The sequence below is a fragment of the Amycolatopsis sp. NPDC114478 genome, from assembly GCF_055633805.1.
In genome coordinates this window covers 104,475-124,842 of record NZ_JBVKDO010000015.1, presented here as the reverse complement: position 1 = coordinate 124,842, position 20,368 = coordinate 104,475, and the positions used below count along the sequence as shown (strand labels likewise).

General features: G+C 72.5%; 23 protein-coding genes and 1 pseudogene. 8 read left to right on the top strand and 16 right to left on the bottom strand.

The window, feature by feature from the left end:
- Position 1: 1 nt before the first annotated feature.
- From ACZ7OH_RS34605 to ACZ7OH_RS34590, 4 genes are all read right to left on the bottom strand, one after another.
- The gene (locus ACZ7OH_RS34605) at positions 2-337 is read right to left on the bottom strand and encodes an ArsR/SmtB family transcription factor (RefSeq protein ID WP_400905971.1); all 336 of its coding nucleotides are present in this window, start codon (positions 335-337) and stop codon (positions 2-4) included.
- Between the two features lie 91 nt (positions 338-428).
- Entirely contained in the window at positions 429-1,616 is a 1,188-nt protein-coding gene (locus ACZ7OH_RS34600) for an amidohydrolase (protein WP_470284690.1), read from the bottom strand.
- A gap of 338 nt (positions 1,617-1,954) precedes the next feature.
- The gene (locus ACZ7OH_RS34595; protein WP_400893298.1) at positions 1,955-2,434 is read right to left on the bottom strand and encodes a hemerythrin domain-containing protein; all 480 of its coding nucleotides are present in this window, start codon (positions 2,432-2,434) and stop codon (positions 1,955-1,957) included.
- Positions 2,435-2,442: 8 nt separating this feature from the next.
- The gene (locus tag ACZ7OH_RS34590; protein WP_400893296.1) at positions 2,443-2,802 is read right to left on the bottom strand and encodes a hypothetical protein; all 360 of its coding nucleotides are present in this window, start codon (positions 2,800-2,802) and stop codon (positions 2,443-2,445) included.
- 99 nt (positions 2,803-2,901) lie between these two features.
- Here ACZ7OH_RS34590 and ACZ7OH_RS34585 point away from each other — a divergent pair, with 99 nt between their 5' ends.
- Positions 2,902-3,990 (top strand): carboxylate-amine ligase, encoded by a 1,089-nt coding sequence (locus tag ACZ7OH_RS34585; RefSeq protein ID WP_470284689.1) that lies wholly within the window; start codon positions 2,902-2,904, stop codon positions 3,988-3,990.
- Here ACZ7OH_RS34585 and ACZ7OH_RS34580 read toward each other — a convergent pair.
- Positions 3,987-4,382, bottom strand: coding sequence for an STAS domain-containing protein (locus tag ACZ7OH_RS34580; RefSeq protein WP_470284688.1), 396 nt, complete (start codon positions 4,380-4,382; stop codon positions 3,987-3,989). The two genes, ACZ7OH_RS34585 and ACZ7OH_RS34580, sit on opposite strands and share 4 nt — an antisense overlap.
- 112 nt (positions 4,383-4,494) lie before the next feature.
- Between ACZ7OH_RS34580 and ACZ7OH_RS34575 the strand changes: the two genes are divergently transcribed.
- Together ACZ7OH_RS34575 and ACZ7OH_RS34570 are read left to right on the top strand one after the other, a co-directional pair.
- Positions 4,495-5,628, top strand: coding sequence for a carboxylate-amine ligase (locus tag ACZ7OH_RS34575; RefSeq protein WP_470284687.1), 1,134 nt, complete (start codon positions 4,495-4,497; stop codon positions 5,626-5,628).
- Between the two features lie 9 nt (positions 5,629-5,637).
- On the top strand, positions 5,638-6,639 hold the full coding sequence (locus tag ACZ7OH_RS34570; RefSeq protein ID WP_470284686.1) for an iron-containing redox enzyme family protein: 1,002 nt from the start codon (positions 5,638-5,640) through the stop codon (positions 6,637-6,639).
- On the opposite strand, the gene ACZ7OH_RS34565 is transcribed toward ACZ7OH_RS34570, so the two are convergent.
- Together ACZ7OH_RS34565 and ACZ7OH_RS34560 are read right to left on the bottom strand one after the other, a co-directional pair.
- Positions 6,621-6,833, bottom strand: coding sequence for a CDGSH iron-sulfur domain-containing protein (locus tag ACZ7OH_RS34565; protein ID WP_470284685.1), 213 nt, complete (start codon positions 6,831-6,833; stop codon positions 6,621-6,623). The two genes, ACZ7OH_RS34570 and ACZ7OH_RS34565, sit on opposite strands and share 19 nt — an antisense overlap.
- On the bottom strand, positions 6,820-7,530 hold the full coding sequence (locus ACZ7OH_RS34560) for a HemK2/MTQ2 family protein methyltransferase (protein ID WP_470284684.1): 711 nt from the start codon (positions 7,528-7,530) through the stop codon (positions 6,820-6,822). Before ACZ7OH_RS34560 ends, ACZ7OH_RS34565 begins: the two co-directional genes overlap by 14 nt.
- A 165-nt stretch (positions 7,531-7,695) precedes the next feature.
- On the opposite strand from ACZ7OH_RS34560, the gene ACZ7OH_RS34555 reads away from it, so the two are divergent.
- Positions 7,696-7,851: a hypothetical protein gene (locus ACZ7OH_RS34555; RefSeq protein WP_470284683.1), complete on the top strand. Its 156-nt coding sequence runs from the start codon at positions 7,696-7,698 to the stop codon at positions 7,849-7,851.
- A 131-nt stretch (positions 7,852-7,982) separates the two neighbouring features.
- Here ACZ7OH_RS34555 and ACZ7OH_RS34550 read toward each other — a convergent pair whose 3' ends face one another.
- The 4 genes from ACZ7OH_RS34550 to ACZ7OH_RS34535 form a co-directional block, all read right to left on the bottom strand.
- Positions 7,983-9,815: a CheR family methyltransferase gene (locus ACZ7OH_RS34550; protein WP_470284682.1), complete on the bottom strand. Its 1,833-nt coding sequence runs from the start codon at positions 9,813-9,815 to the stop codon at positions 7,983-7,985.
- Between the two features lie 11 nt (positions 9,816-9,826).
- Positions 9,827-10,591, bottom strand: coding sequence for an ATP-binding protein (locus tag ACZ7OH_RS34545; RefSeq protein ID WP_470284792.1), 765 nt, complete (start codon positions 10,589-10,591; stop codon positions 9,827-9,829).
- The gene (locus ACZ7OH_RS34540) at positions 10,591-11,607 is read right to left on the bottom strand and encodes a chemotaxis protein CheB (RefSeq protein ID WP_470284681.1); all 1,017 of its coding nucleotides are present in this window, start codon (positions 11,605-11,607) and stop codon (positions 10,591-10,593) included. The genes ACZ7OH_RS34545 and ACZ7OH_RS34540 overlap by 1 nt, the downstream gene beginning before the upstream one ends.
- 81 nt (positions 11,608-11,688) lie before the next feature.
- A complete protein-coding gene (locus ACZ7OH_RS34535; RefSeq protein WP_470284680.1) occupies positions 11,689-12,963 on the bottom strand; it encodes an ATP-grasp domain-containing protein in 1,275 nt (424 codons plus the stop codon).
- Positions 12,964-13,046: 83 nt separating this feature from the next.
- Between ACZ7OH_RS34535 and ACZ7OH_RS34530 the strand changes: the two genes are divergently transcribed.
- The gene (locus ACZ7OH_RS34530; RefSeq protein ID WP_470284679.1) at positions 13,047-14,549 is read left to right on the top strand and encodes an FAD-dependent oxidoreductase; all 1,503 of its coding nucleotides are present in this window, start codon (positions 13,047-13,049) and stop codon (positions 14,547-14,549) included.
- Between the two features lie 62 nt (positions 14,550-14,611).
- Here ACZ7OH_RS34530 and ACZ7OH_RS34525 read toward each other — a convergent pair.
- Together ACZ7OH_RS34525 and ACZ7OH_RS34520 are read right to left on the bottom strand one after the other, a co-directional pair.
- Positions 14,612-14,872 (bottom strand): annotated as a pseudogene (locus ACZ7OH_RS34525) (DUF1360 domain-containing protein); the annotation flags it as partial.
- A gap of 174 nt (positions 14,873-15,046) precedes the next feature.
- Positions 15,047-15,454, bottom strand: coding sequence for an SDR family NAD(P)-dependent oxidoreductase (locus ACZ7OH_RS34520; RefSeq protein ID WP_470284678.1), 408 nt, complete (start codon positions 15,452-15,454; stop codon positions 15,047-15,049).
- Between ACZ7OH_RS34520 and ACZ7OH_RS34515 the strand changes: the two genes are divergently transcribed.
- Positions 15,408-16,421 (top strand): DNA topoisomerase IB, encoded by a 1,014-nt coding sequence (locus ACZ7OH_RS34515; protein WP_470284677.1) that lies wholly within the window; start codon positions 15,408-15,410, stop codon positions 16,419-16,421. The genes ACZ7OH_RS34520 and ACZ7OH_RS34515 overlap by 47 nt on opposite strands.
- 133 nt (positions 16,422-16,554) lie before the next feature.
- Positions 16,555-16,896 carry a hypothetical protein gene (locus ACZ7OH_RS34510; protein WP_470284676.1) on the top strand — a complete coding sequence of 114 codons (342 nt, stop codon included), beginning with the start codon at positions 16,555-16,557 and terminating at the stop codon, positions 16,894-16,896.
- A gap of 2 nt (positions 16,897-16,898) precedes the next feature.
- Here the strand turns inward: ACZ7OH_RS34510 and ACZ7OH_RS34505 are convergent, their stop codons facing one another.
- Together ACZ7OH_RS34505 and ACZ7OH_RS34500 are read right to left on the bottom strand one after the other, a co-directional pair.
- The gene (locus ACZ7OH_RS34505; RefSeq protein ID WP_470284675.1) at positions 16,899-17,282 is read right to left on the bottom strand and encodes a VOC family protein; all 384 of its coding nucleotides are present in this window, start codon (positions 17,280-17,282) and stop codon (positions 16,899-16,901) included.
- Between the two features lie 4 nt (positions 17,283-17,286).
- Entirely contained in the window at positions 17,287-18,273 is a 987-nt protein-coding gene (locus ACZ7OH_RS34500; RefSeq protein ID WP_470284674.1) for a YihY/virulence factor BrkB family protein, read from the bottom strand.
- Positions 18,274-18,354: 81 nt separating this feature from the next.
- Here ACZ7OH_RS34500 and ACZ7OH_RS34495 point away from each other — a divergent pair, with 81 nt between their 5' ends.
- A complete protein-coding gene (locus ACZ7OH_RS34495) occupies positions 18,355-18,822 on the top strand; it encodes an SRPBCC family protein (protein WP_470284673.1) in 468 nt (155 codons plus the stop codon).
- On the opposite strand, the gene ACZ7OH_RS34490 is transcribed toward ACZ7OH_RS34495, so the two are convergent.
- A complete protein-coding gene (locus tag ACZ7OH_RS34490) occupies positions 18,823-20,238 on the bottom strand; it encodes an FAD-dependent monooxygenase (protein ID WP_470284672.1) in 1,416 nt (471 codons plus the stop codon).
- Positions 20,239-20,368 lie beyond the last annotated feature (130 nt).

The window sequence follows — 20,368 nt, the reverse complement described above, 5'->3', positions numbered from 1 at the left end:
GTCACTGCTCCTGTTCCTTGAGTTCTTCGAGGACTTCGTCCATCAGGTCGAAGCGTCCGGCCCACGTCCGCTCGTAGCGCTTCACCCAGTCGTGGATGGGCTTGAGCGCGGGCCCGTTGAGCCGGTAGAGCCGCTGCCGGCCGTCGCCGCGCACGTCCACGGCACCCACCTCCCGCAGCACGCGCAGGTGTTTCGACACCTGCGGCTGGGCGAGGCCGAGCAGGTCGACGAGGTCGCCGACAGACCGTTCGCCGCCCATGAGGACGTCGAGGATCTGCCGCCGCCGGGGTTCGGCGACGGCGTTGAAGGTGTCGGCGGTCGTCGCTGCTCGTGCCACGCGAGCTATCATATGCCGATATGGGTATGCGTCAAGGTGCGCATCGGCCCGGCCGGTAGTCCGCAAAGGACGGATACGCGAGGAACCGGGGTCAGCGGCCGTTGCGCTCCAGGTCGCGGAAGCAGTCCCACGCCCGGCTGACCAACGCCGGGTGGGTGCGCAGGTCGATCGTCGTCCGGGCCAGGGCCGCCGCGGACGCGAGCATCGCCGACCGGCCGCGCGGGCTCGCCGCGGCCGCCGCGAACTCCGCCGTGTGGTCGGAGTACTCCTCCGCCGTGATCGCCACGAACGGGTGGATCGCCGGGACCCGCACGCTCACGTCGCCGATGTCCGACGAGCCCAGGAACACCCCCGGCTCGGGCGGGGTCGCGTGGATCCCGCACGCCGCCAGGTGCTCGGTGAACCGCTCGGACAGCACCGGGTTGTCGCGGAAGTGCGAGTAGCCGCTCCCGAGGCGTTCGACGTCGACCTTCGCGCCCGTCGCCAGGGCCGCGCCCTGCGCGCACGTCGAGACGTCCTCGGCCAGGCGGTCCAGCGCGTCGGTCGTGAGCGCGCGGAGCCCGAAGCGGCCTTCGGCGCGGTCGGGGACGATGTTCGTGGCCTCGCCGCCATGCGTGATGATGCCCTGGACGTGCGACCCCGCCGGGAGCCGCTGGCGCAGGGCCGAGACCGCGCCGAACGCCTGGATCAACGCGGCCAGGGCGTCGACGCCGGCCTCGGGGTCGCCAGTCGGGTGGGCCGCGCGGCCGTGGAAGGTCACCTTGAGCTCGACCTGCGCGGTCAGCGGGGCCCACGACCACGAGTGCACGCCGGGGTGGACCATGAGGGCCGCGTCGACGTCGTCGAAGACGCCCGCCTCGGCCAGCGCCACCTTGCCGCCGCCCCGTTCCTCGGCCGGGCAGCCGACGGCGAGCAGCGAGCCGGCGCCGTCCGCCAGCACCTCACGCGCCGCCAGCGCGGCACCGAGGCCGGCTGCGGCGATCAGGTTGTGCCCGCACGCGTGACCCAGCCCGGGCAGCGCGTCGTACTCCATCAGCAGGGCCACGCACGGCCGCCCGCTCCCCGCTCGCGCGACGAACGCCGTGGGCAGCCCGGCGACGCCGGTCTCCACGTCGAACCCGTCGGCGGCCAGCTCCGCGGTCAGCCGCTCGGCGGCCGCGTGCTCCTCATAGGACAGTTCCGGTCGTTCGTGCAGTGCGGTCGCGACCGCCCACAGCCGGTCCGCCAGCGCGCCGATCCGCTCGTCGGCGCGCTCGTGCAGCTCTTCGTGCCACTCCATGCCCACCGGAATACCCCTACCACGTACGGTCACACCAGCGGGGGTGTTTCACCCGGCCGGCTTCGGGCTACCCGCGCCGGCCGAAGCCCAGGAGCTGACGGCCGACGAGGTCGGCGCCGAGCACACGCTCTTCTCCACCTCCGGCAGTCGAGATCCCGCCACCCCACGAGTTCGAGCTGGAGACGGCGGTGCTGCCGCGCGACGCGTTCTTCGGCCGCACCGAGCGGGTGCCACTGGCCGAGGCGCCGGGCGGATCGCGGCGAAGCGGGCTGCAAGCGGGCATGGAACTACCCGACCCGGCCGGTTCCACGCCGGAGCCGGCCGGGTCGTGGCCGCGGCTAAGCCTTGGCGCTCTTGAGTTCCAGCGGGTTCTTCGGCGCATCACCGCGCGCGTCGATCATCCGCTGCCCCAGTTCCTGCAGCCGCTTGCGGCCCATCGCCGAACGGACCTCCGGGAACCACTCGTCTTCTTCCTCTTCGACGTGGTGGCGGACGTTCTCCGTCAGCACCGTCACCTTCGCGTCGAACGTCTCGTCCTTCGGGTCCATGCCGAGCAGCTCGGACAGCATCCAGACGACGACGTGGTGCTCCTCCACGCTTTCCAGGATGTGGTCCTTCGTGTCCGGCACGGCTTCGCGCGCGGCCGGGTAGAAGATCTCCTCCTCGATGTACGCGTGGACGGTCAGCTCCTCGATGATCGAGTCGGCGATCCGGCGCTTTTCGCCGTACGCCTCCTCGCCCGCCTTCTCGAACTCCTTGAACAGCTTCTCCACGGTCTTGTGGTCGTTCTTGAGCAGCACGATCGCGTCGGTCGACATCGGTGTCCTCACGGTGCGGCCAGGCCCCGCAGGGTGACCTGGGCGTTTTCCAGTTCCTTCGTCATCAGCAGGGCCACGGTGCCGGCGTGGGCCAGTGCCCGGCCGACGTCCCCCACCGAGTCCCACGTCGCCGCGACGGCGTCGTCGCCGCCGTGGCCGGCCACCCGGCCGGACAGCAGGCCCTCCTCCAGCCGGCCCTGCAGGGCGGGCAGCAGGTGGGTCAGGTCGTCCGCGAGCAGCCGCAAGGCGCCCAGCACGCGGTACAGCTCGGCGGGTGAGTCGAGCCCGCCGTCGCCGACACAGCGGGCCAGCCGGCGCACGGTGGCCCCGGCGTCGGCGGCCAGCAGCGACGGTGTGGGAGCGTCCATGAGTGCCCGGTTACCCGTTCCCCGCCGGGGAAAACGCCGTTTGCGCCGGTCGCCGCCCGGGTATTCCACCGGCTCCCCGACCCCCCAGGAGCAACCCCGGTGAACCCAGACGTGCTGACTTTCGGCATCGAAGAGGAGTTCTTCGTCGTCGACCGGCGTGGTCACCTCTCGCAGGCCGGCGACGACGTCGTCGACGCCGCGGAGGCGGCCGAGGACGTCCAAGGCGAGCTGCAACACGAGCTGAACCTGTCGCAGGCCGAAGCCGCCACCGAAGTCTGCAGCACCCACGCCGAGGCACTGCGCCAGCTGAGCGGGCTGCGCGCGGACCTGGCCAAGGCGGCCCGGGCCCGCGGCTACCGGCTGCTGCCCGCCGGCGCGCCCCCGCTGCCCGAAGCGGAGCCGCCGCGGATCACGCCGAACCCGCGCTACCAGCGGATGGCCGAGCACTTCGGCGCCACCGCGTGGACTTCGCTCACCTGCGGCTGCCACGTGCACGTCGCGATCCCCGACAAGGCGCGCGGGATCGACGTGCTCAACCGCGTCCGGCCGTGGCTGCCCGCGCTGCTGACGATCACCGCGAACTCGGCGATCGTCGACGGCTACGACACCGGGTACGCGAGCTGGCGCTACCACCAGTGGAGCCGGTGGCCCTCGGCCGGGCCGCCGCCGCGGTTCGCCTCACTCGACGAGTACGAGAGCATCGTCGACGGCTGGCTGCGCTCCGGTGCGATCCTGGACCGCGGGATGATCTACTGGGACGTCCGACTGTCGGAAAAGCAGCCGACGCTGGAGTTCCGCATCTCCGACGTCGCCGCGACGCCGTCGGAAGCGGTGCTGCTGGCCGTGCTGGCCCGCGGGCTCGTCGCGACCGCTCTGGCCGACGACGGCCCGGCGCCGGAGCTGTCGAACGAGGTGCTGCGCGGCCGGCTGTGGCGAGCGTCGAAAGAAGGGGTCACCGGCTCCTGCCCGCACCCGCGGACCGGGGAGCTGGAACCGGTGAAGGCGGTCCTCGACGACTTGATCGCGCTGACCGCCCCGGCTTTGGAGGCGGCGGGAGACCTGGACTTCGCGCGGGAGACCACGGCGCGCTTGGCGGCCGAAGGCGGCGGCGCCGACCGGCAGCGGCGTGCCTTCGCGGAGAAGAACTCGGCGGAGGCCGTGGTCGATGTGCTGACCGGAAGTGCTTAGGGCAGCAGGGGTTCGAGCTCGTCGAGCAGCTCGAGCGCGCGGACGGCGGCCCGGGAACGGCCGGGGTCGACGACGAGGTGGACACCGGCCGCTTCGGCGGACCGGTGGGCGCGCACGAGAACTTGCAGGCCCGCGGCGCCGAAGAACCGCACCTCGGCCAGGTCGACCCGCAGGACCCCGGGGCGGGCGCGGATGTGCTCGGCCAAGGTCGCTTCGAGCGCGCTCGCGGTGCAGAGGTCGACCTCGCCGCCGACCTGGACGACGATCGCGTCCGGCGACTTCCACCGGAGCTTGCTCCGGAGGTCGCCCTCGGCCGGGGCGCGGGGCGCCGGCAGCCGCTGCGTCAGCGGCGGATCGGCCGGCACCACTCGCGGGCGTTCGTAGGTTGTCATGCGTCCGAGATACCCCTCGCGCGCCGACGGCCAAACAACGGCCGGGCCCAGGCGCATTTACCCCGGCCGAACGGGTAACCACCGCCGAACGCCCGCGCGGAAGGAGCCCGCCATGGCCGACGGCCCGCCCACGATGGGCGTCGAAGAAGAGTTCTTGCTGGTCAACCCGCGCACCGGGCACGCGTCACCGGGCGCGGAGCCGGTGCTGGCGCGGTACCCCCACCACGGGCCGCTGCCGGACGGCGTCCGGGTGCACCGCGAGCTGCGGCTCACGCAGATCGAGGCCGCCAGCGGCGTCTGCACCACCGCCGGGGAACTGCGGGAGCACTTGACGGCGGCGCGGCGGGTGCTGGCGGGCGCGGCCGCGGCCGAGGACTGCGCGCTGCTGGCGACCGGGACGCCGGTCGGGCCCGGACCGGCCACGCCGCCGCCCGCGGCGACCGGCCGCTACGCCGACATCGACGCCGCCTACGGCGCGGTGGTCGCCGACTACGAGGCCTGCGGCTGCCACGTCCACGTCGGGGTCGCCGACCCCGACACCGCGGTCGCGGTCGTCAACCACCTCGGCCGGTGGCTGCCCACCCTGCTCGCCCTCTCCGCCAACGCGCCGTTCGACCACGGGCGCGACACCGGCTACCACAGCTGGCGGATGGTCCTGCAGTCCCGCTTCCCCGGTTCCGGCGTCGCGCCGCACCTGAGCGACCACGCCGAGTACCGGCGGGCGGTCGAGACGCTCGTCGACTGCGGCGCGCTCGTCGACCCGGACCAGACGTTCTGGCTCGCGCGGCCGTCCGGCCGGTTCCCGACGGTCGAGCTCCGCGTCGCCGACACCGCGCTGACCGTCGACCACGCCGTGCTGCAGGCCCTGCTCAGCCGGGCGCTGGTGCGTCGGGCGCTGGACGACCTGGCCGCCGGGCGCGAAGCCACGCCGCTGTCCCCGCAGGTGACCGCGGCGGCCGTGTGGGCCGCGGCGCGCCACGGGGTGACCGGCCTGCTCGTCGACCCGCTCGAAGAGACGCGCCGGCCGGCCTGGTCGCTGGTCGAGGCGCTGCTGGACCACGTCCGGACGGCGCTCGAAGACAGCGGGGACCTGACGGAGGTCCAGGCGCTCGTGGCGGCGCTGCGCGCCGACGGGACCGGTTCGGTGCAGCAGCGCGCGGTGGCCGGGCGCGGGACGGCGGAGGCGGTGCGGTGGCTCACCGCGCGGACCGTGCCTGCCGGGCATGGAACGCGGCTGACCGGGTAAACCCCGGCCATGACGACCTTCACCGCCGCAGCCACCCTGCCGGCGTCCCGCGGTCCGCTTTCGGAGACCGTTCTGCAGACACTGCTGCGGGAACAGCCGCGCGCGGACCTGAGTTTCGACGGCCTCGCGGACGCCGACCCGCTCGGCGACGACCTTCAGCTCGCCCTGCACCTGTGCTACGAGCTGCACTACCAGGGCCTGCCGGGCGTCTCGCCCGACTGGGAGTGGGACCCCGAGCTGCTGCGGCTGCGCGGCGCGCTCGAGGCGCGGTTCCTGGCCGCACTGCGGGAAAACGTGCCGGGCGGCGACGACGTCACCGCCGCACTCGACGCGCTGCTCGTCGAACCGCTGGACGCCGAAGGGGTGTCGCACTTCTTGCGCGACCACGGCGACTGGAACCACGTGCGCGAGTACTTCACGCACCGCTCGATCTACCACCACAAGGAAGCCGACCCGCACGCGTGGGTGATCCCGCGGCTGCGCGGCCGGGCCAAGGCGGCGGTGGTGGCGGTGGAGTTCGACGAGTTCGGCGGTGGCCGCGCGGAGCTCGCCCACGCCCGCCTCTACACGGACCTGCTGCGCGCAGCGGGCTTGCCGGACGGCTACCTCGAGCTGATCGACCAGGTGCCGGGCACGATGCTCGCGGTGGTCAACATGATGTCGATGTTCGGCCTGCACCGGTCGCTGCGGGGCGCGCTGTGCGGTCACTTCGCGGCGGCGGAGATCACGACGGCGCCGTCGGCGACGCGGCTGGACCAGGGGTTGCGGCGGCTGGGAGCACCCGAGGCGTGCCGGTTCTTCTTCACCGAGCACATCGAGGCCGACGCCGTGCACGAACAGGTGATGCGCCGCGACGTGCTCGGCGACCTGCTCGAGCAGGAGCCCGAGCTGGCCGCCGACGTCGTGCTGGGGATCCAGGCGACGGAGTTCCTGGAAGGCCGGTTCGCCGCGGGCCTGCTGGAGAGCTGGCGGGCCGGGCGGTCGTCGCTGCGTCAGCCGTCGGCGGGCTGAGCCCGGACGCGTTTGCGGTGGCTCGTGTCGCAGAAGGGGAACCGCTTGCTCCGGCGGCACGCGCACACCGCGACGACGAACCGGTCGGACGTGACGACTTCGCCCTCCGGGGTGCACAGTTCGACCGGTCCTTCGACGAGGACCGGTCCACCCGGGACGACGGTGACGCGGCGGGGACGGTCAGCGGACGGCACGCAGCACCACCAGCTCCTCCATCCGCTGCCCCGGCTCGATCAGGCCGGCGGCCTCCAGGAACTCCGTCCGTCCGGAAAGGACCGGCCCGAACGGGATGCGCGCGGTGCGGACCACGTCGGCGCGCAGTCCGCGCGCGGTCAGCACCTGCAGCGACTTGTCCACATTCGACAGTCGGGACTGGACGATCAGCATCGTGCCGCCGGGCCGCAGGAGCGTGTCCGCCCGGTCGCAGAGCGGGTCGAGGACGGCGCGGCCATCCGGGCCCGCGTCCCAGCCGCGGGTGGCGCGGACCGTCGCGGCCGGGGACGGGACGTACGGCGGGTTCGCGACGACGATGTCGAACGGCCCCTTCCCCAGCGCGGTCGCGAGGTCGCCGCGGCGAGGCCGGATCCGCAGGCCCCGGGTCAGCGCGTTGAGGCGGACCGACGCGAGGGCGCGGCGGGAAAGGTCCAGCGCCAGCACGGTTTCCGCGCCGCGGCGGGCGAGCGTGAGCGCCTGGGCGCCGGTGCCCGTGCAGAGGTCGAGGGCCCGTGCGCCGGGCGGGATCGCCAGCTCGGCGATCGCCGCGGCGAGCAGGGCGGTGTCCTCCTGGGGGCGGTAGACGCCCGAGAGCCGCAGCAGCCGCGGGGCGGGCCGGAGGACGACGGGCCGGGCGGCCAAGGGCCCCGGGCGGACGGGTTCCGCCGACGTGGTCATCTCGGTCTCCTTCACTCGCCGCGGCCCGGCGCACTCGCCGGCGGACAACCGCGTCGGCCCCGGCTACCCGGCGAAGATCGCCGCAAACGGATCGGCCGCGGAGTGGTTGACGGAGGTGCCACGGGGTAACCGCTTCCGGAAAACACTTCCGGAGGAGGATCCGAGATGACGAGTCAGGACCGCACGCAGCACCCGACGAACCCGGCCGAGGGCGAGGACCCGCACGGCGACACCCCCGAGGCCCAGCGCGAAACGTTGCGCGGCGAGCAGGGCACGTCGAGCGGCGATCAGCACGACGACAGCGACCCGCAGTCCGGCTGACGCGGGCACGGTCGCGGCCGGGGAACTCGACTCACCGGATACCCGGCGGCAAATCCGCGGAGAAGCCGGCCGGGTTCGGGCGACCACCACTCGGCCGGCCGGACCCGTATCGGGCCGGCCTCGCCCCGGCCTCAGGTCGGAGGCGAGGTTTCCTCCATCATCAGCAGCGCTCCCTGGCTCTCGCCGTTCGCGCTGCGCAGCGCGCTGCAGCGCAGGTGGACCTGCGTCGCCCGGCCGCGGCGGTTGATCGCCTCCAGCATGTCCTCCGTGTGGAAGCTCGCGTCCGCCAGGGCGTCGCGGACCGCCGGCCGCAGCTCGGCCAGCGGGAGCCCGATGTCCAGGTTGAGCAGGTGCATCCCCTCGGCTTCCTCGCGGCGCACGCCCCACAGGTCCTCGGCGCCGCGGTTCCACGCCTTGACCCGCATCTCGCGGTCCACCACCACGATGCCCGCCTGGATCGACGTCAGCACCGACTCGAGGAACTCGTCGACCTCGTCGAGGTCGAGGCTGCGCTCGCGCAGGGCGTCGTTGATCGTCTGGAGCTCGTCGTTGGTCGACTGGAGCTCCTCGTTCATCGTCTCCAGTTCTTCGTTCGTGGTCTCCAGTTCCTCCACTGTGGACTGGAGCTCCTCGTTGGTGGTCTCCAGCTCCTCGTTCGTCGACTGCAGCTCTTCGTAGGCCGACTCCAGCTGGCGGTTCGTGTGCTCCAGCTCGGTGCGCAGCTGCCGCGCCCAGCTGACGTCGTGGAGCACCACCGACACGCCGAGGAGCTTCTTGTCCTTGCCCACCAGCGGGTTGACGTGCACCTCGTACCAGACGACCTCACCGGCCCGGCGCCACTCGACGTCCTTGATCCGCAGGGACCGCCGCTCCAGCCGCGCCTGCTCGACGTACGCGCGCAGCGCCACCGGACGGTAGGAGACGTCGAGATCGCACAGCGGGCGGCCGATGTCGCGTTCGGACAGTCCGAACGCGACCTCCGCCTGCGCGTTGACGAGCGCGGTGACCTCGTCCTCGGTCACCACGATCTGGGCCACCGGGCTGGCCGAGAAGGCGTGCTCGCGCAGCTCGTCCAGCCCGGAGATGTCGCGGGTCCGCCGCTGCGGGAAGCCCGTCGAGACGAAGTGGTTGTAGCTGACCGGCGCGTTGACCGCCTTGCGGAACACGCGCCGCTTGAGGTCGAGCGGTTCGAAGATCCGGGCGTGCGAGAGCAGCATCTCGGCCTTGCCGAGGAACAGCATGCCCTTGGGCGCCAGCGCGAAGTGGAGCCGCTCGAGGATCTTCGTCTGCGTGTCGGCGTTGAAGTACATCAGCGTGTTGCGGCAGACCAGCAGGTCTATGCGCGAGATCGGCGCGTCCTGCACCAGGTCGTTGCGGCCGAAGATCACCGAGCGGCGCAGGTCCTTGCGGAAGCAGTAGCGGCTGCCCTGCAGCTCGAAGTACTGCTCCAGCTGGCTCTCGGTCAGGCCCTCGACCTCGGCGGGGGTGTAGGCGGCGTGCCGCGCCTGCGCCAGCGCCTCGTCGTCGACGTCGGTGGCGTAGATCTTGACCCGTTGGCGGAACGCGTCGACGCCGATGGCGTCGGCGAAGAGCATCGCGAGGCTGTAGGCCTCCTGGCCGCCCGCGCAGCCGGCGCTCCACACCCGGATCGGCTCCTCCGGGCTGCGCTCGGCCAGCAGGCCGGGCAGCACGTGCTCACGCAGGTAGTCCCACGCGTCGGGGTCGCGGAAGAACCCCGTGACGTTGATGAGGATCGTGTTGAACAACAACACGAACTCCTCGGAGTTCACCTGGAGCTGGTCGATGTAGTCGGTGTAGCTCTCGATGCCGATCTGGTTCATCCGCCGCCGGACCCGCCGCATCAGGCTGCTCCGCTTGTACCCGGTGAAGTCGAAGCCCCGCGACACCTTCAGGTAGGCGAGCACCGACTCGAATTCGCCGTTCGGTTCCTTGGGCTCGGTCACGGTCCGACACGCTACGCGCCGCCGCGGCCACTGCCGGGAGCGGCACGCCTGGTGAGCACCGCCCAGACGACCTTGCCACCCGACCACGACCGGTTGCAGCCCCAGACCTTCGCCACCTGGGCCACCATGCGCAGGCCGAGACCCGGTTCGAGGACGCCGAGCCGCTCGAGCAGGACCGCCTGCTTCAGCTCGTCGTCGCTCACCGCGACGCTCAGCAGGCCGCGCCGCAGCTCCAGCCGCACCCGTGGGGCCGACCCGGTGTGCCGGATGACGTTCTCGACGAACTCCGTCACCACCAGCAGGGCGTCATCGGCCAGGTAGGGCACGGTCCACTCCGCGCAGACGCGGCGGACGAAGTCGCGGGCGAGCGCCGACGAGTTCGCCGACCGGGCCAGCAGCTGCGCCGCCCGGCGGCGCGGCGGCACCAGGAGCCGGTCCTCGGCGGTTTCGCGGTCATCGTGCACCGGCACGAACCGGTCGACGGTCCGGTCGCTGAACATCGTCCGGTGCTCGGCACGGCCGGTGACGACGCTGAAGGGGATGCCCGGCCAGTCCCCGATCCGCATGGCGACCAGGGAGAACACCGTCACCAGCGCCGGGTCGTGGATGATCAGTCCGTCGACGTCCGCGATCAGGCCGTCGGGAGCTTCGGCGGCGATCTTGAGCAGCCCGTCGCGCAGCTGGGGGTAGGACTCGATGTCGAGGACCCCGGTGACGACGGCGGTCGTCGCGGCCGTCCGGTACTCGGGCTCCAGGCGGACCCGGTCCGCGGCGATCACGGTCCGGCCTCCTCCTGCGACTCGGCCGACAGCGACAGCAGGAGCTTCCGGAGGGTTTCCGCGGCCGCGGTGCACTCGTCGGCCGTGACGGCGTACCGATCCGCGAGCAGGCCGTGGTTGCGGTGCTTCGCATGCTTGCGCAGACGCTCGGCCAGCCCGGCCTTCTCGTCGAGCGAACGCAACGCCGTCCACAGCGCCCGCTGGAACTCGGTGTCGCGCGCGCCCAGCAGCGCTTCGGCCGACCACGCGTGCCCGATCCGGCAGCGGTACTGCCCGGGCTGGCCGACTTCGAGCAGGGTGCCCTGGCAGTCCGGGCAGGTGTAGCCGGACGGCGGCAGCTCGGCACCGGGCAGCACGGCGCCGAGCCGCACGCCGTCGCGGGCGATCCGGTCTTCCAGCAGCAGGGAGGCGGACGGCCGCGGCACCTCGGCCGGCTCCAGCGGGGCCCTGGCCAGCTTGTCGAGCGCCGCGCCGAGCTCGCTCGCCGGCAGGACGCACTCGGCGTCCACCGCGGCCAGCGCGCTCTCCGGCATGCCCGGGTAGATCGCGTCCGCCGGGTCCTGCACTACGGCGAGGCCCCCGCGGTCGACGATCGCGCGCAGCCCGGCGGCACCGTCGTCGAGGGAACCCGAGAGGATGACGCCGATCGCGCGCGGACCGGCCGTCACGGCCGCCGAGCGGAAGGTGGCGTTGATCGCCGGGCGGTGCCCGCTCTCCGTAGGGCCCTGGGTCAGGATGAGCGAATCGTCATCGGTCAGCGGGTGCCGGTCCGGCGGCGCGACGTAGATGACCCCCGGCCGCAGCGGCGCACCGTGGGTGGCCGGCAGCGCCGGGAGCGGGCCAGCCCGGTCGAGGATCATCGGCAGCGCGCTGCGGGCACCGGGCGGCAGGTGCATGGTCACCAGCAGCGTCGCGGGGAAGTCGACGGGCAGCGAGCGAGCCAGCGCGCGCCGCGCTTCGACCCGGCCGGCCGACGCCCCGGCGACCACGACGTCCCGCCGGGCTGCGGGCACGGCGACCACCTCCTCCCACCACACGCTAGACCTCGTGTCGTTCGGCGGGTAGCCCACCCGTGGCCGGTCGAAACCCGATCGTCACCCTTCGTCGAACTCGAACCGCAGGGCGTCCACGCACGCCTGGTACTTCTGCGTCATCTCGTGCTCGGTGTGCGCCGCCACGAACAGCTGGGCCAGTTCGAAGCTGTAGCTGTCCTGCTCCGGCAGATCCGAAAGCCGCTGCCCGGCCGCCGGCACGATCCTGATCCGCGTGCCATCGACCCGGTCCTCGATCGCCGCGACCTCTTCCCGGGTCGGCACGCGCGTGACGACGGCGTCTTCGAAGCGGCGCAGGTACCACTTCCCGGCGATCTGGTACTTCCCCTTGCTGGGCCGGCGGCCGGGGTCCTGGCCGAGGCCGAGGCGCACCATGATCTCGTGGTTGGCGACGCCGTCGACGAACTCGAACAGCTCGGCGTGCGACTGCGAGTGCCGCGGGTTGATCTCCAGCAGGGCGACCTGGCCCGATTCGGGGTCGCAGAAGAACTCGATGCTGAAGGTGCCGTTGTCGTAGCCGATCTGCCGCATCACCCGCTCGGCCACCTCGCGCATCCGCCGCACGGGCTCCTCCCCCAGCTGCGACGGGTACTGGTGGCGCAGGAACGACGAGCTGTCGGGGTAGTCGATCGAGTCGAGGGCGCCGTAGACGACGACTTCGCCGTGGTACACGTAGCCCTCCACGGCCGCCTGGACGCCGTGCAGCGCTTCTTCGGCCAGGCAAGCGGATCCGCCGACCCGGGCGATCTCCGGCGGCAGCCGCACCTGGTCGAGCACGTACCCGAACGGCTCGCCCACGCGCCCGACCCCGGCCCGGATTTCGGCGACCGCGTCGGCGAATTCGGCTTCGTTCCCGGCCTTGAACGCGAGCTCCGAGGAGAACGACTTGACCGGCTTGAGCCACATCGGGAAGCTCACGCCGCGAGGCGGGGCGGGGTGCTCGTCGTCGAGGTCGACGACACCGAAGTTCGGCAGCTCGTCGATCACCTCGCGCTGCTCCAGCCGGCTCCAGTACTTGTGCTCGCACTTGAGGACCGCTTCCAGCGACAGGCTGGGCAGGCCGTGGCGGGCGCACAGGATCGGGACGAGCGTCGCCGCCGGGAAGTCCCAGTAGGTGACGATCGCGGCGATGTCGCCGTCGAAGGCGTCCAGCTGGTGCTGCGCCGTCTTCAGCAGCGCCTCGAAGTCGATCTCGCCGTGCTGCAGTTCTTCCGGCGTAAGCAGACCGTGGAACTCGTACGTCCCGGCCCACGGCAGTCTCTGGAGGACGCGCTGGTTCTCCTCGTCCAGCCCGACCACGAAGATGTTGTTGCTCATGACCGTGGCCTACCCGGGGCCCCGAGGCCGAAACGGTCCGGACGGCCGAGTTTCGGCGCACCGGAAGCGGGCACCCCGCGCGCATGACCGCACTGCCCGAACCGCTTTCCCTCTGGGTCGAGACCGCGCCCGCGCCGGACCGGACGGGCGTGCCGGTCCCGGAGTCGGCCGACGTCGCGGTGCTGGGCGCGGGCATCGCCGGCCTCACCACGGCCCTGCTGCTCGCCCGCGGCGGCCGCTCGGTCGTCGTGCTGGAAGCGGACCGGGTCGCGGCCGGGGTGTCCGGCCACACCACCGCGAAGGTCAGCGCCCAGCACGGGGCCAAGTACGCGGAGCTGACGTCCCGGCACGGCGAAGAAGCGGCGCGGACCTACGCGCAGACGCAGAGCGCCGCCCTGGAGTGGATCGCCGCCACCGCGGCCGACCTGGGGATCGACTGCGGCTTCACCCGCGCGGACAGCTACGTGTACACGACGCAGGAGAAGACCGTCGACTCGCTGAAGCGGGAGGCGGACGCCGCCGCCGCGGCGGGCCTGCCCGCGTCGTTCACCACGGACGTCACCCTCGACGTGCCGGCGCTCGGCGCCGTCCGGACCACCGGGCAGGCGCACTTCCACCCGCGCCGGTGGCTGCTCGGGCTGGCCGCGGAAGTCGAGCGGGCCGGCGGCACCGTCGTCGAGAACGCCCGCGCGACCGCGCTGAACGGGCAGACGGTCCGGACATCGCGCGGCGACGTCGTGGCCGGCGAGGTCGTCGTCGCGACCCACTACCCCGTCCTCGACCGCGGCTTGTACTTCGCCCGGCTGGAACCGGTCCGCGACCTGGTCGTCGCCGGTCCGGCGGCCGGGAACGCACCGCCGTCGGGGATGTTCCTCGACGCCGACACGCACCACTCCGTGCGCGGGTACACCGAGCGGGGCACGCCGATGGTGATCGCCGGCGGCGAGCACTACCGCGTCGGGGCGCACGTCCACGTCGAGCGCCGGTACCGGCGGCTCGCGGACTGGGCGGACGCGCACGCGGGCCTGCACCGGGTGACCCACCGCTGGTCCGCGCACGACATGTCCACTGTGGACCTGCTGCCGTACGTCGGGCGGTACCTGCCGGGGACGAAGAACCTGTGGGTGGCCACCGGGTTCGGCCAGTGGGGCATGACCGGCGGCACCGCGGCGGGGCACGTGCTCGCCGCGCGGATCCTCGGCGAGCCGCACCCGGCCGCGGACCTGTTCGACCCCAACCGCTTCGACGCCCGCTCGGTGCTCGGGGTGGCCGAGGACAACCTGACCGTCGCGAAGTACCTGATCGGCGACCACGTGGCGGCGCTCTGGCGATCGGAGAAGCTCGACGACCTCGCGCCCGGCGACGCCGAGGTCGTCCGCGTCGGCGGCGAGCTCGTCGCCGCGCACCGCGACGAAGCCGGTCAGCTGCACACCGTCGGCGCGCACTGCACGCACCTGGGTTGCCTGGTGTCGTTCAACGACGCCGAGAAGACGTGGGACTGCCCCTGCCACGGCTCGCGTTTCGGTGTGGACGGCGAAGTCGTCCAGGGCCCGGCGGTGCGCCCGCTGCGCCGCGGGCCCGCTTGACCTTCCCGTGAGAGTGCCGGCCAGCCGGAGGCGACCTTATTGCCGGCGTCGTAGAGCAGGTGCAGGGCGTCGGCGATACCGACCGCGGTCAGGACCGTGGCCGCCGGCCGAGTCGGGCGGGGCGCGATGACCAAGCCCGCCGCGAGCCCAGTGCCGACCCACACGTTCAGGCAGAACGGGCACCTCAGCAGCTTGCCCACCGCGTGCCCGAAATAGCCGTTCGCCGGGACGGACTCGTTCAGTTCGTCGGCGCTTTGTCCTTCGCGGCGCCGGGCACGATCTTGTCCTTCGAAGAACTCGGTGCCGACCGGGCCGGGCAGCATGACCGTCAAGGTGACGCCCTTGTCCTTCACTTCGACGCGCAGGCCTTCGGAGAAGGACGTCAGGAACGCCTTTCGACGAGGTCGACAGCACCCGCCCGCGGTCGTGCCCGACCATGCCGGGCACGACCTGCTTGGTGAGGTGCACGGCCGAGCGCACGTTGAGGTCGACGACGGTCAGCTGGTCCTCGAGGAGGGTGTCGCCGGCGAACTCGCCGTTGATGCCGACACGTCGGCGTTGTCGGCCGGCGCCTCCACCGGTCGGCCGTCGAGGTGCCGGACGAGCTCCTCGACCCGGGCCCCGCAGGCGCGGACCTGGTCGGCTGCCGCGACCGGCTCGGCGTCCTCGGCCGCGGGCACGACGTCGAAGTCGTGCCGGGCCAACTGCTTCGCCAGTTCGAGCCCGATCCCGCTGGACGCGCCGGTGACTGCGGCCAGTGGCTCGGTGGCAGTGCTCGTGCGACCGCTCCCTTCCGGTTGACTACCTGCGGTCGGGCAATCGTGGTTTCCCGGTACGCGGGGCGGGTATTTCGCGGCGATGGGACGCACCCGACTCCGCCGCAGTGACCTGAGCGGCCCCGGCATCCGGCGGATCCGCCGCGGCCGGGGCTTCTCCTACGCCACGCCCGATGGCTCGCCGGTCACCGACCCGGAGCTGCTCGACCGGATCAAGGGCCTGGTCATCCCGCCCGCCTGGCGGAACGTGTGGATCTGCCCGTACCCGAACGGGCACGTCCAGGCCGTCGGCACGGACGACGCCGGGCGGCGCCAATACCTCTACCACGAGCAGTGGCGGCGGGACCGCGACGAGGAGAAGCACGACCGCGTGCTGGCGATGGCGCGCCGGCTGCCGTCGTGGCGCGCGTCGGTCGAGGAGGACCTGACCGGGTCCGGCCTCACCCGGAAGAGGGTGCTCGCGGCGGCGCTGCGGATGCTCGACCGGGGGATCTTCCGGACCGGCGGCGAGGAGTACGCGGAGGAGAACGGCACCCACGGCGTCGCGACGCTGCTGCGTTCGCACGCCTCGGTCCGCGGGGACGAGTGCCGGTTCTGCTACGTCGCGAAGGGCGGTATCGACCGCGAAGTGGCGATCCGGGACGCCGCGCTGGCGTCGGTGGTGAAGTCGCTGCTGCGCAGCAAGTCCGGCAGCGACCGGCTGCTCGTCTACCGCGAGGGCCGCACCTGGCACGAGGTGCACGCGGCCGACGTCAACGAGCGGTTCAAGGAGCTGGCCGGCGACGACTGCACGGCCAAGGACCTGCGGACGTGGAACGCGACGGTGCTCGCGGCGGCCGCGTTCGCGACGGCGGAGGCGCCGGCGTCGAAGGCCGCCGCCAAGCGCGCGGAGTCCGGGGTGATGAAGGAGGTCTCGAAGGCGCTCGGCAACACCCCGGCGGTGTGCCGGTCGTCCTATGTGGACCCCCGGCTGGTCGAGGCGTACCGCGACGAGCGCACGATCTCGGCGGCCCTGAAGCGGGCCGCCCGGCTCGAGGGCGACGACGCGCGGGGGGTGCTGGAGAAGGCGTGCGCCCGGCTGCTCAGCCAGGCGTGATTGAAGATCACCCGGGCGGGGAACCCCGCCGATGGCGTCCCCCCGGCGAGTGACAGGAGACACGGTGAGTGAGCGTCGATCCACCCGTCCGTGTACTGGCCCGCGGACCCGGTCGTCCGGGAACCTGGGACCGGTGAACCCCGACGCTTCCCCCGTGCGCTGGCGCGCGTCGATCGGCCTGACGGTCGGCGGCGACGGCCCGGTGTCGAGCATCGTCGAGTCCGAGCACGGCAGTGAGGGATCGGCCCGGGAGTGGGTCGAGCGGAAGCTGCCGCGGACGAGGTTCCCGGCGTGGATCCCGGCGGCGCGGCGGGCCGATGGGGTCGAGTTGTTCGGGCAGGTGGCTCGGGGCCGGGTGGTCACCGGGCGGCTGGTGCCCACCTGGGAGTCCGAGGGGACCGCCGTGTGGCACGCTGATCCGGCCGGGGACCGGGTCCGGTGGCGTCGCTGTGCCGTGGAGACCGCCGAAAGCTGAGGCTAGCGGGCCTCCCCCACGTCCTTGCGCAGCAAGCAGAACTCGTTGCCCTCCGGGTCCTGCAGCACCTCCCAGGACTCGCTCCCGTCCTGCCCGACGTCCGCCCGGCGGGCGCCCAATGCGAGCAACCTCGCCAGCTCCGTCTCGTGGTCCGTCCCCGCCGGGCTCACGTCCAGGTGCAACGGCAGCTTGCCCCGCTTCGGGTTCTCCGTCCGCGCCAGGATCAGCGTCGGCGGGCCCGCCCCGAACCGGCCGCCCGGCGGGCCCAGTTCCAAGCCGTCCGGCTCGTGGCCGATCACCTCGTAACCGAGCACCGCGCACCAGAACTCGGCCAGCCGGTCCGGGTCGTGGCAGTCCAGCACCAGTTCCGTGATCCGGCAGGCCATCCGCTCAGCTCCGTTCGGTTTCCTTCGCCACGATCGCGGCTTCGTCCTCGTCCATCGCCTTCGTGTCGCGCGGCGGCAGGAACGGCTCCGCCTGGTCGTCCTCGCGGCCCGACTCGATCGCGCGCCCGCGAGCCAGCTCGGCGTCCAGTTCCGCCCCCAGCAACACCGCGATGTTCGAGATCCACAACCATACAAGGAACACGATCACCCCGGCCAGCGAACCGTAGGTCTTGTTGTACGACCCGAAGTTCGCCACGTACAACGCGAACCCCGCCGACGCCGCCACCCACAGCACGACGGCCAGCAGCCCACCCGGCGTCAGCCACTTGAACCCCGGCAGCCGCACGTTCGGCCCCACCCAGTACAGCAGCGCGAACGCCAGGCTGACGAGCAGCGCGATCACCGGCCACTTCGCGATCTCCCACACCAGCACGCCCGTCGAGCCGAGCCCGATCAGGTCGCCGATCCGGCGGGCCACCGAACCCGTCGCCACGACGTCCAGCGCGCACGCCGCCAGCAGCACCACGATCCCGACCGTCAGCGCGATCCGCAGCGGGATCGTCTTCCAGACCGGCCGGCCCTCGGGCATGCCGTAGATCGCGTTCGACGCGCGCATGAACGCCCCGACGTAACCGGACGCCGACCACAGCGCGCCCAGCAGGCCGATGATCGCCACCGGCCCGGCCAGGCTGCGCGAGCCCGCCAGCTCCTTGATCGCGCCGACGAGGATGTCCTTGCCCTGCCCCGGAACCACCTGGTTGACGGTGTCGATCACGGTCTGGATCGCGTTCGGGCCGAGCAGGCCGAGGATCGCCGTGAGCACGATGATGCCCGGGAACAGCGACAGCACGCCGTAGTAGGTGAGCGCCGCGGCCCAGTCGGTCAGGTTGTCGCGGTTGAACTGCTTGAAGGTGCGCTTGAGCACCCCGCCCCACGTCCGCTTGTCCAGCTCGCCCGGGCCTTCGGGCGTTTTCCCTCGATCGGCTGCCATCGCCACCTCCTGCTCAGGCGCTGGGCATACCCCGTCCGGGACGGGGTACTCCTCGTTCGTCCCGACCAGCAGGAGGAAGCCGTGACCGAGGTCAGCCGCGTGATCGACGTACCGCCCGACGCCGTGTTCGACGTCCTCGCCGACGGCTGGCTCTACGCCGGCTGGGTGGTCGGGAGCTCGCACATCCGCGACGTCGACGAAGACTGGCCCGCCGTGGGTTCGCGGATCCACCACAGCGTCGGCCCGTGGCCGGTGCACATCCAGGACGAGACCGTCGTGACCGCGGTCGAGCCGGGCGTTTCGCTGTCTCTGGAGGCCCGCGGCTGGCCGTTGGGCGCGGCGGCCGTCGGGCTGACGCTGGTCCCGCACGGCGAGGGCAAGACGCTGGTGCGGATGACCGAGCACGTCGTCCGCGGCCCGGGGAAGGTGCTGCCGGCAGCCGTGCAGGCGCTGCTGGTGAAGCCGCGGAACACGGAGTCCCTGGCGCGGCTGGCGGATCTCGCGACCGGCAAGTACGCCCGCGCGAAGAGCGGCCACCCGCGCCCGTGATCAGCCGGCGGGCTCGCCGAACCAGCGGGCCAGGTGGCCGTCCAGCTCCTGCTGGTGCTCGCCGATCCAGGCGACGTACCCGTCGGGGCGGAGCAGGAGCGCGGGGACGTCCACGGCCGCCGTGGGATCCGCGATGACGTCGACCCGGTCCGACCAGCCCCCGGCGGTCAGCCGCTCGGTGCGGTCGAGCACCAGGCCGCGGCCCCGGCGCAACCGGTCGTAGAGGCGGCCCTGCTTCAGCTCGACGTCCCGCAGGCCACGGCCGACCAGGTCCGGCTCCGCGCCGAAGTCGTAGCGGAGGCCGGTCGCGGTGATCTTCTCGATCAGGTACCGGTTCACCTCGGGGAAGTCCATCAGCTCGGTGAGCAGCGCGCGCACGGCCCGCGGTCCCGGCCCGGCCGCCTGCAGTTCGACCTGGGCGCGAGTGTTGGCCAGCACGTCTTCGGCGACCGGGTGGCGTTCGGCGTGGTAGGTGTCGAGCAGGGTTTCCGGCGCCCAGCCGCGGATCCGGCCGGCCAGTTTCCAGCCCAGGTTGACCGCGTCCTGGACGCCGAGGTTCAGGCCCTGCCCGCCGGCCGGTGGGTGGATGTGCGCCGCGTCCCGGGCCAGCAGCACCCGGCCGACTCGGTACTGCTCGACCAGCCGGGTGGCGTCGCCGAAGCGGGACATCCAGCGTGGGGAATGGACGCCGAAGTCGGTCCCGGCGATGGCGTTCAGCGCCTGCCGGAAGTCCTCGATGACAGGCGTCTCCGCACCGGCTTCCGGCTCGGGCACCACAACGCGGTAGATACCTTCCCCGAAGGGGCGGAAGTCGAACGACTTGGTCGTCTCGCGGACTTCGGCGACCTTGGCCGAGATCTCCTCCGGCGGCGCGCCCACTTCCATTTCGCCCATCAGCGTGAAGGTTCGCGCGGGCTCGCCGGGGAAACCGACGCCGAGCAGTTTGCGAACGGTGCTGCGCGCGCCGTCGCAGCCGACGAGGTACTGCGACCGCAGCCGCTCGCCGTCGGCCAGTTCGACGGTCACGCCGTCGTCGTCCTGCTCCAGACCGGCCACCGCAGTGCCTCGCCGGATCTCCGCGCCCGATTCGGCCGCGTGGTCGCCGAGCAGCCGATCGACGACCGGTTGCGGGATGCCCAGCAGGTAGGCGGAGTCGAGCGCGTCGGGCGCGGGCTTGGGGATGGCGGCGAAGACCCCTCCGACCGGGCGCCGGCGGCCGTGCTCGAGGAGGCGGTCGAGGAGCCCGCGCATCGCCATGAGTTCGAGGCTGCGGACGTGCAGGCTCACGACGCGGACGAACGACGACGCGGGTTCGGGTTCCTTTTCGAGCACGAGGACCCGCACATCGTGCAGCCGCAGTTCGGCGGCCAGCATCGCGCCGGTGGGCCCGCACCCGGCGATGATCACATCGAACACGAACCACCCGTTTCCGCAGGTCCCAGCATCGGCGGCCGAGTATGCGATAGCCCGGGTGCGGCCGCAAGCGAAATAGGGCGCGGGGGCGGCCGCGCTCAGGGGGTGAACCTCGTGGGTGGCTCCGCGCAAC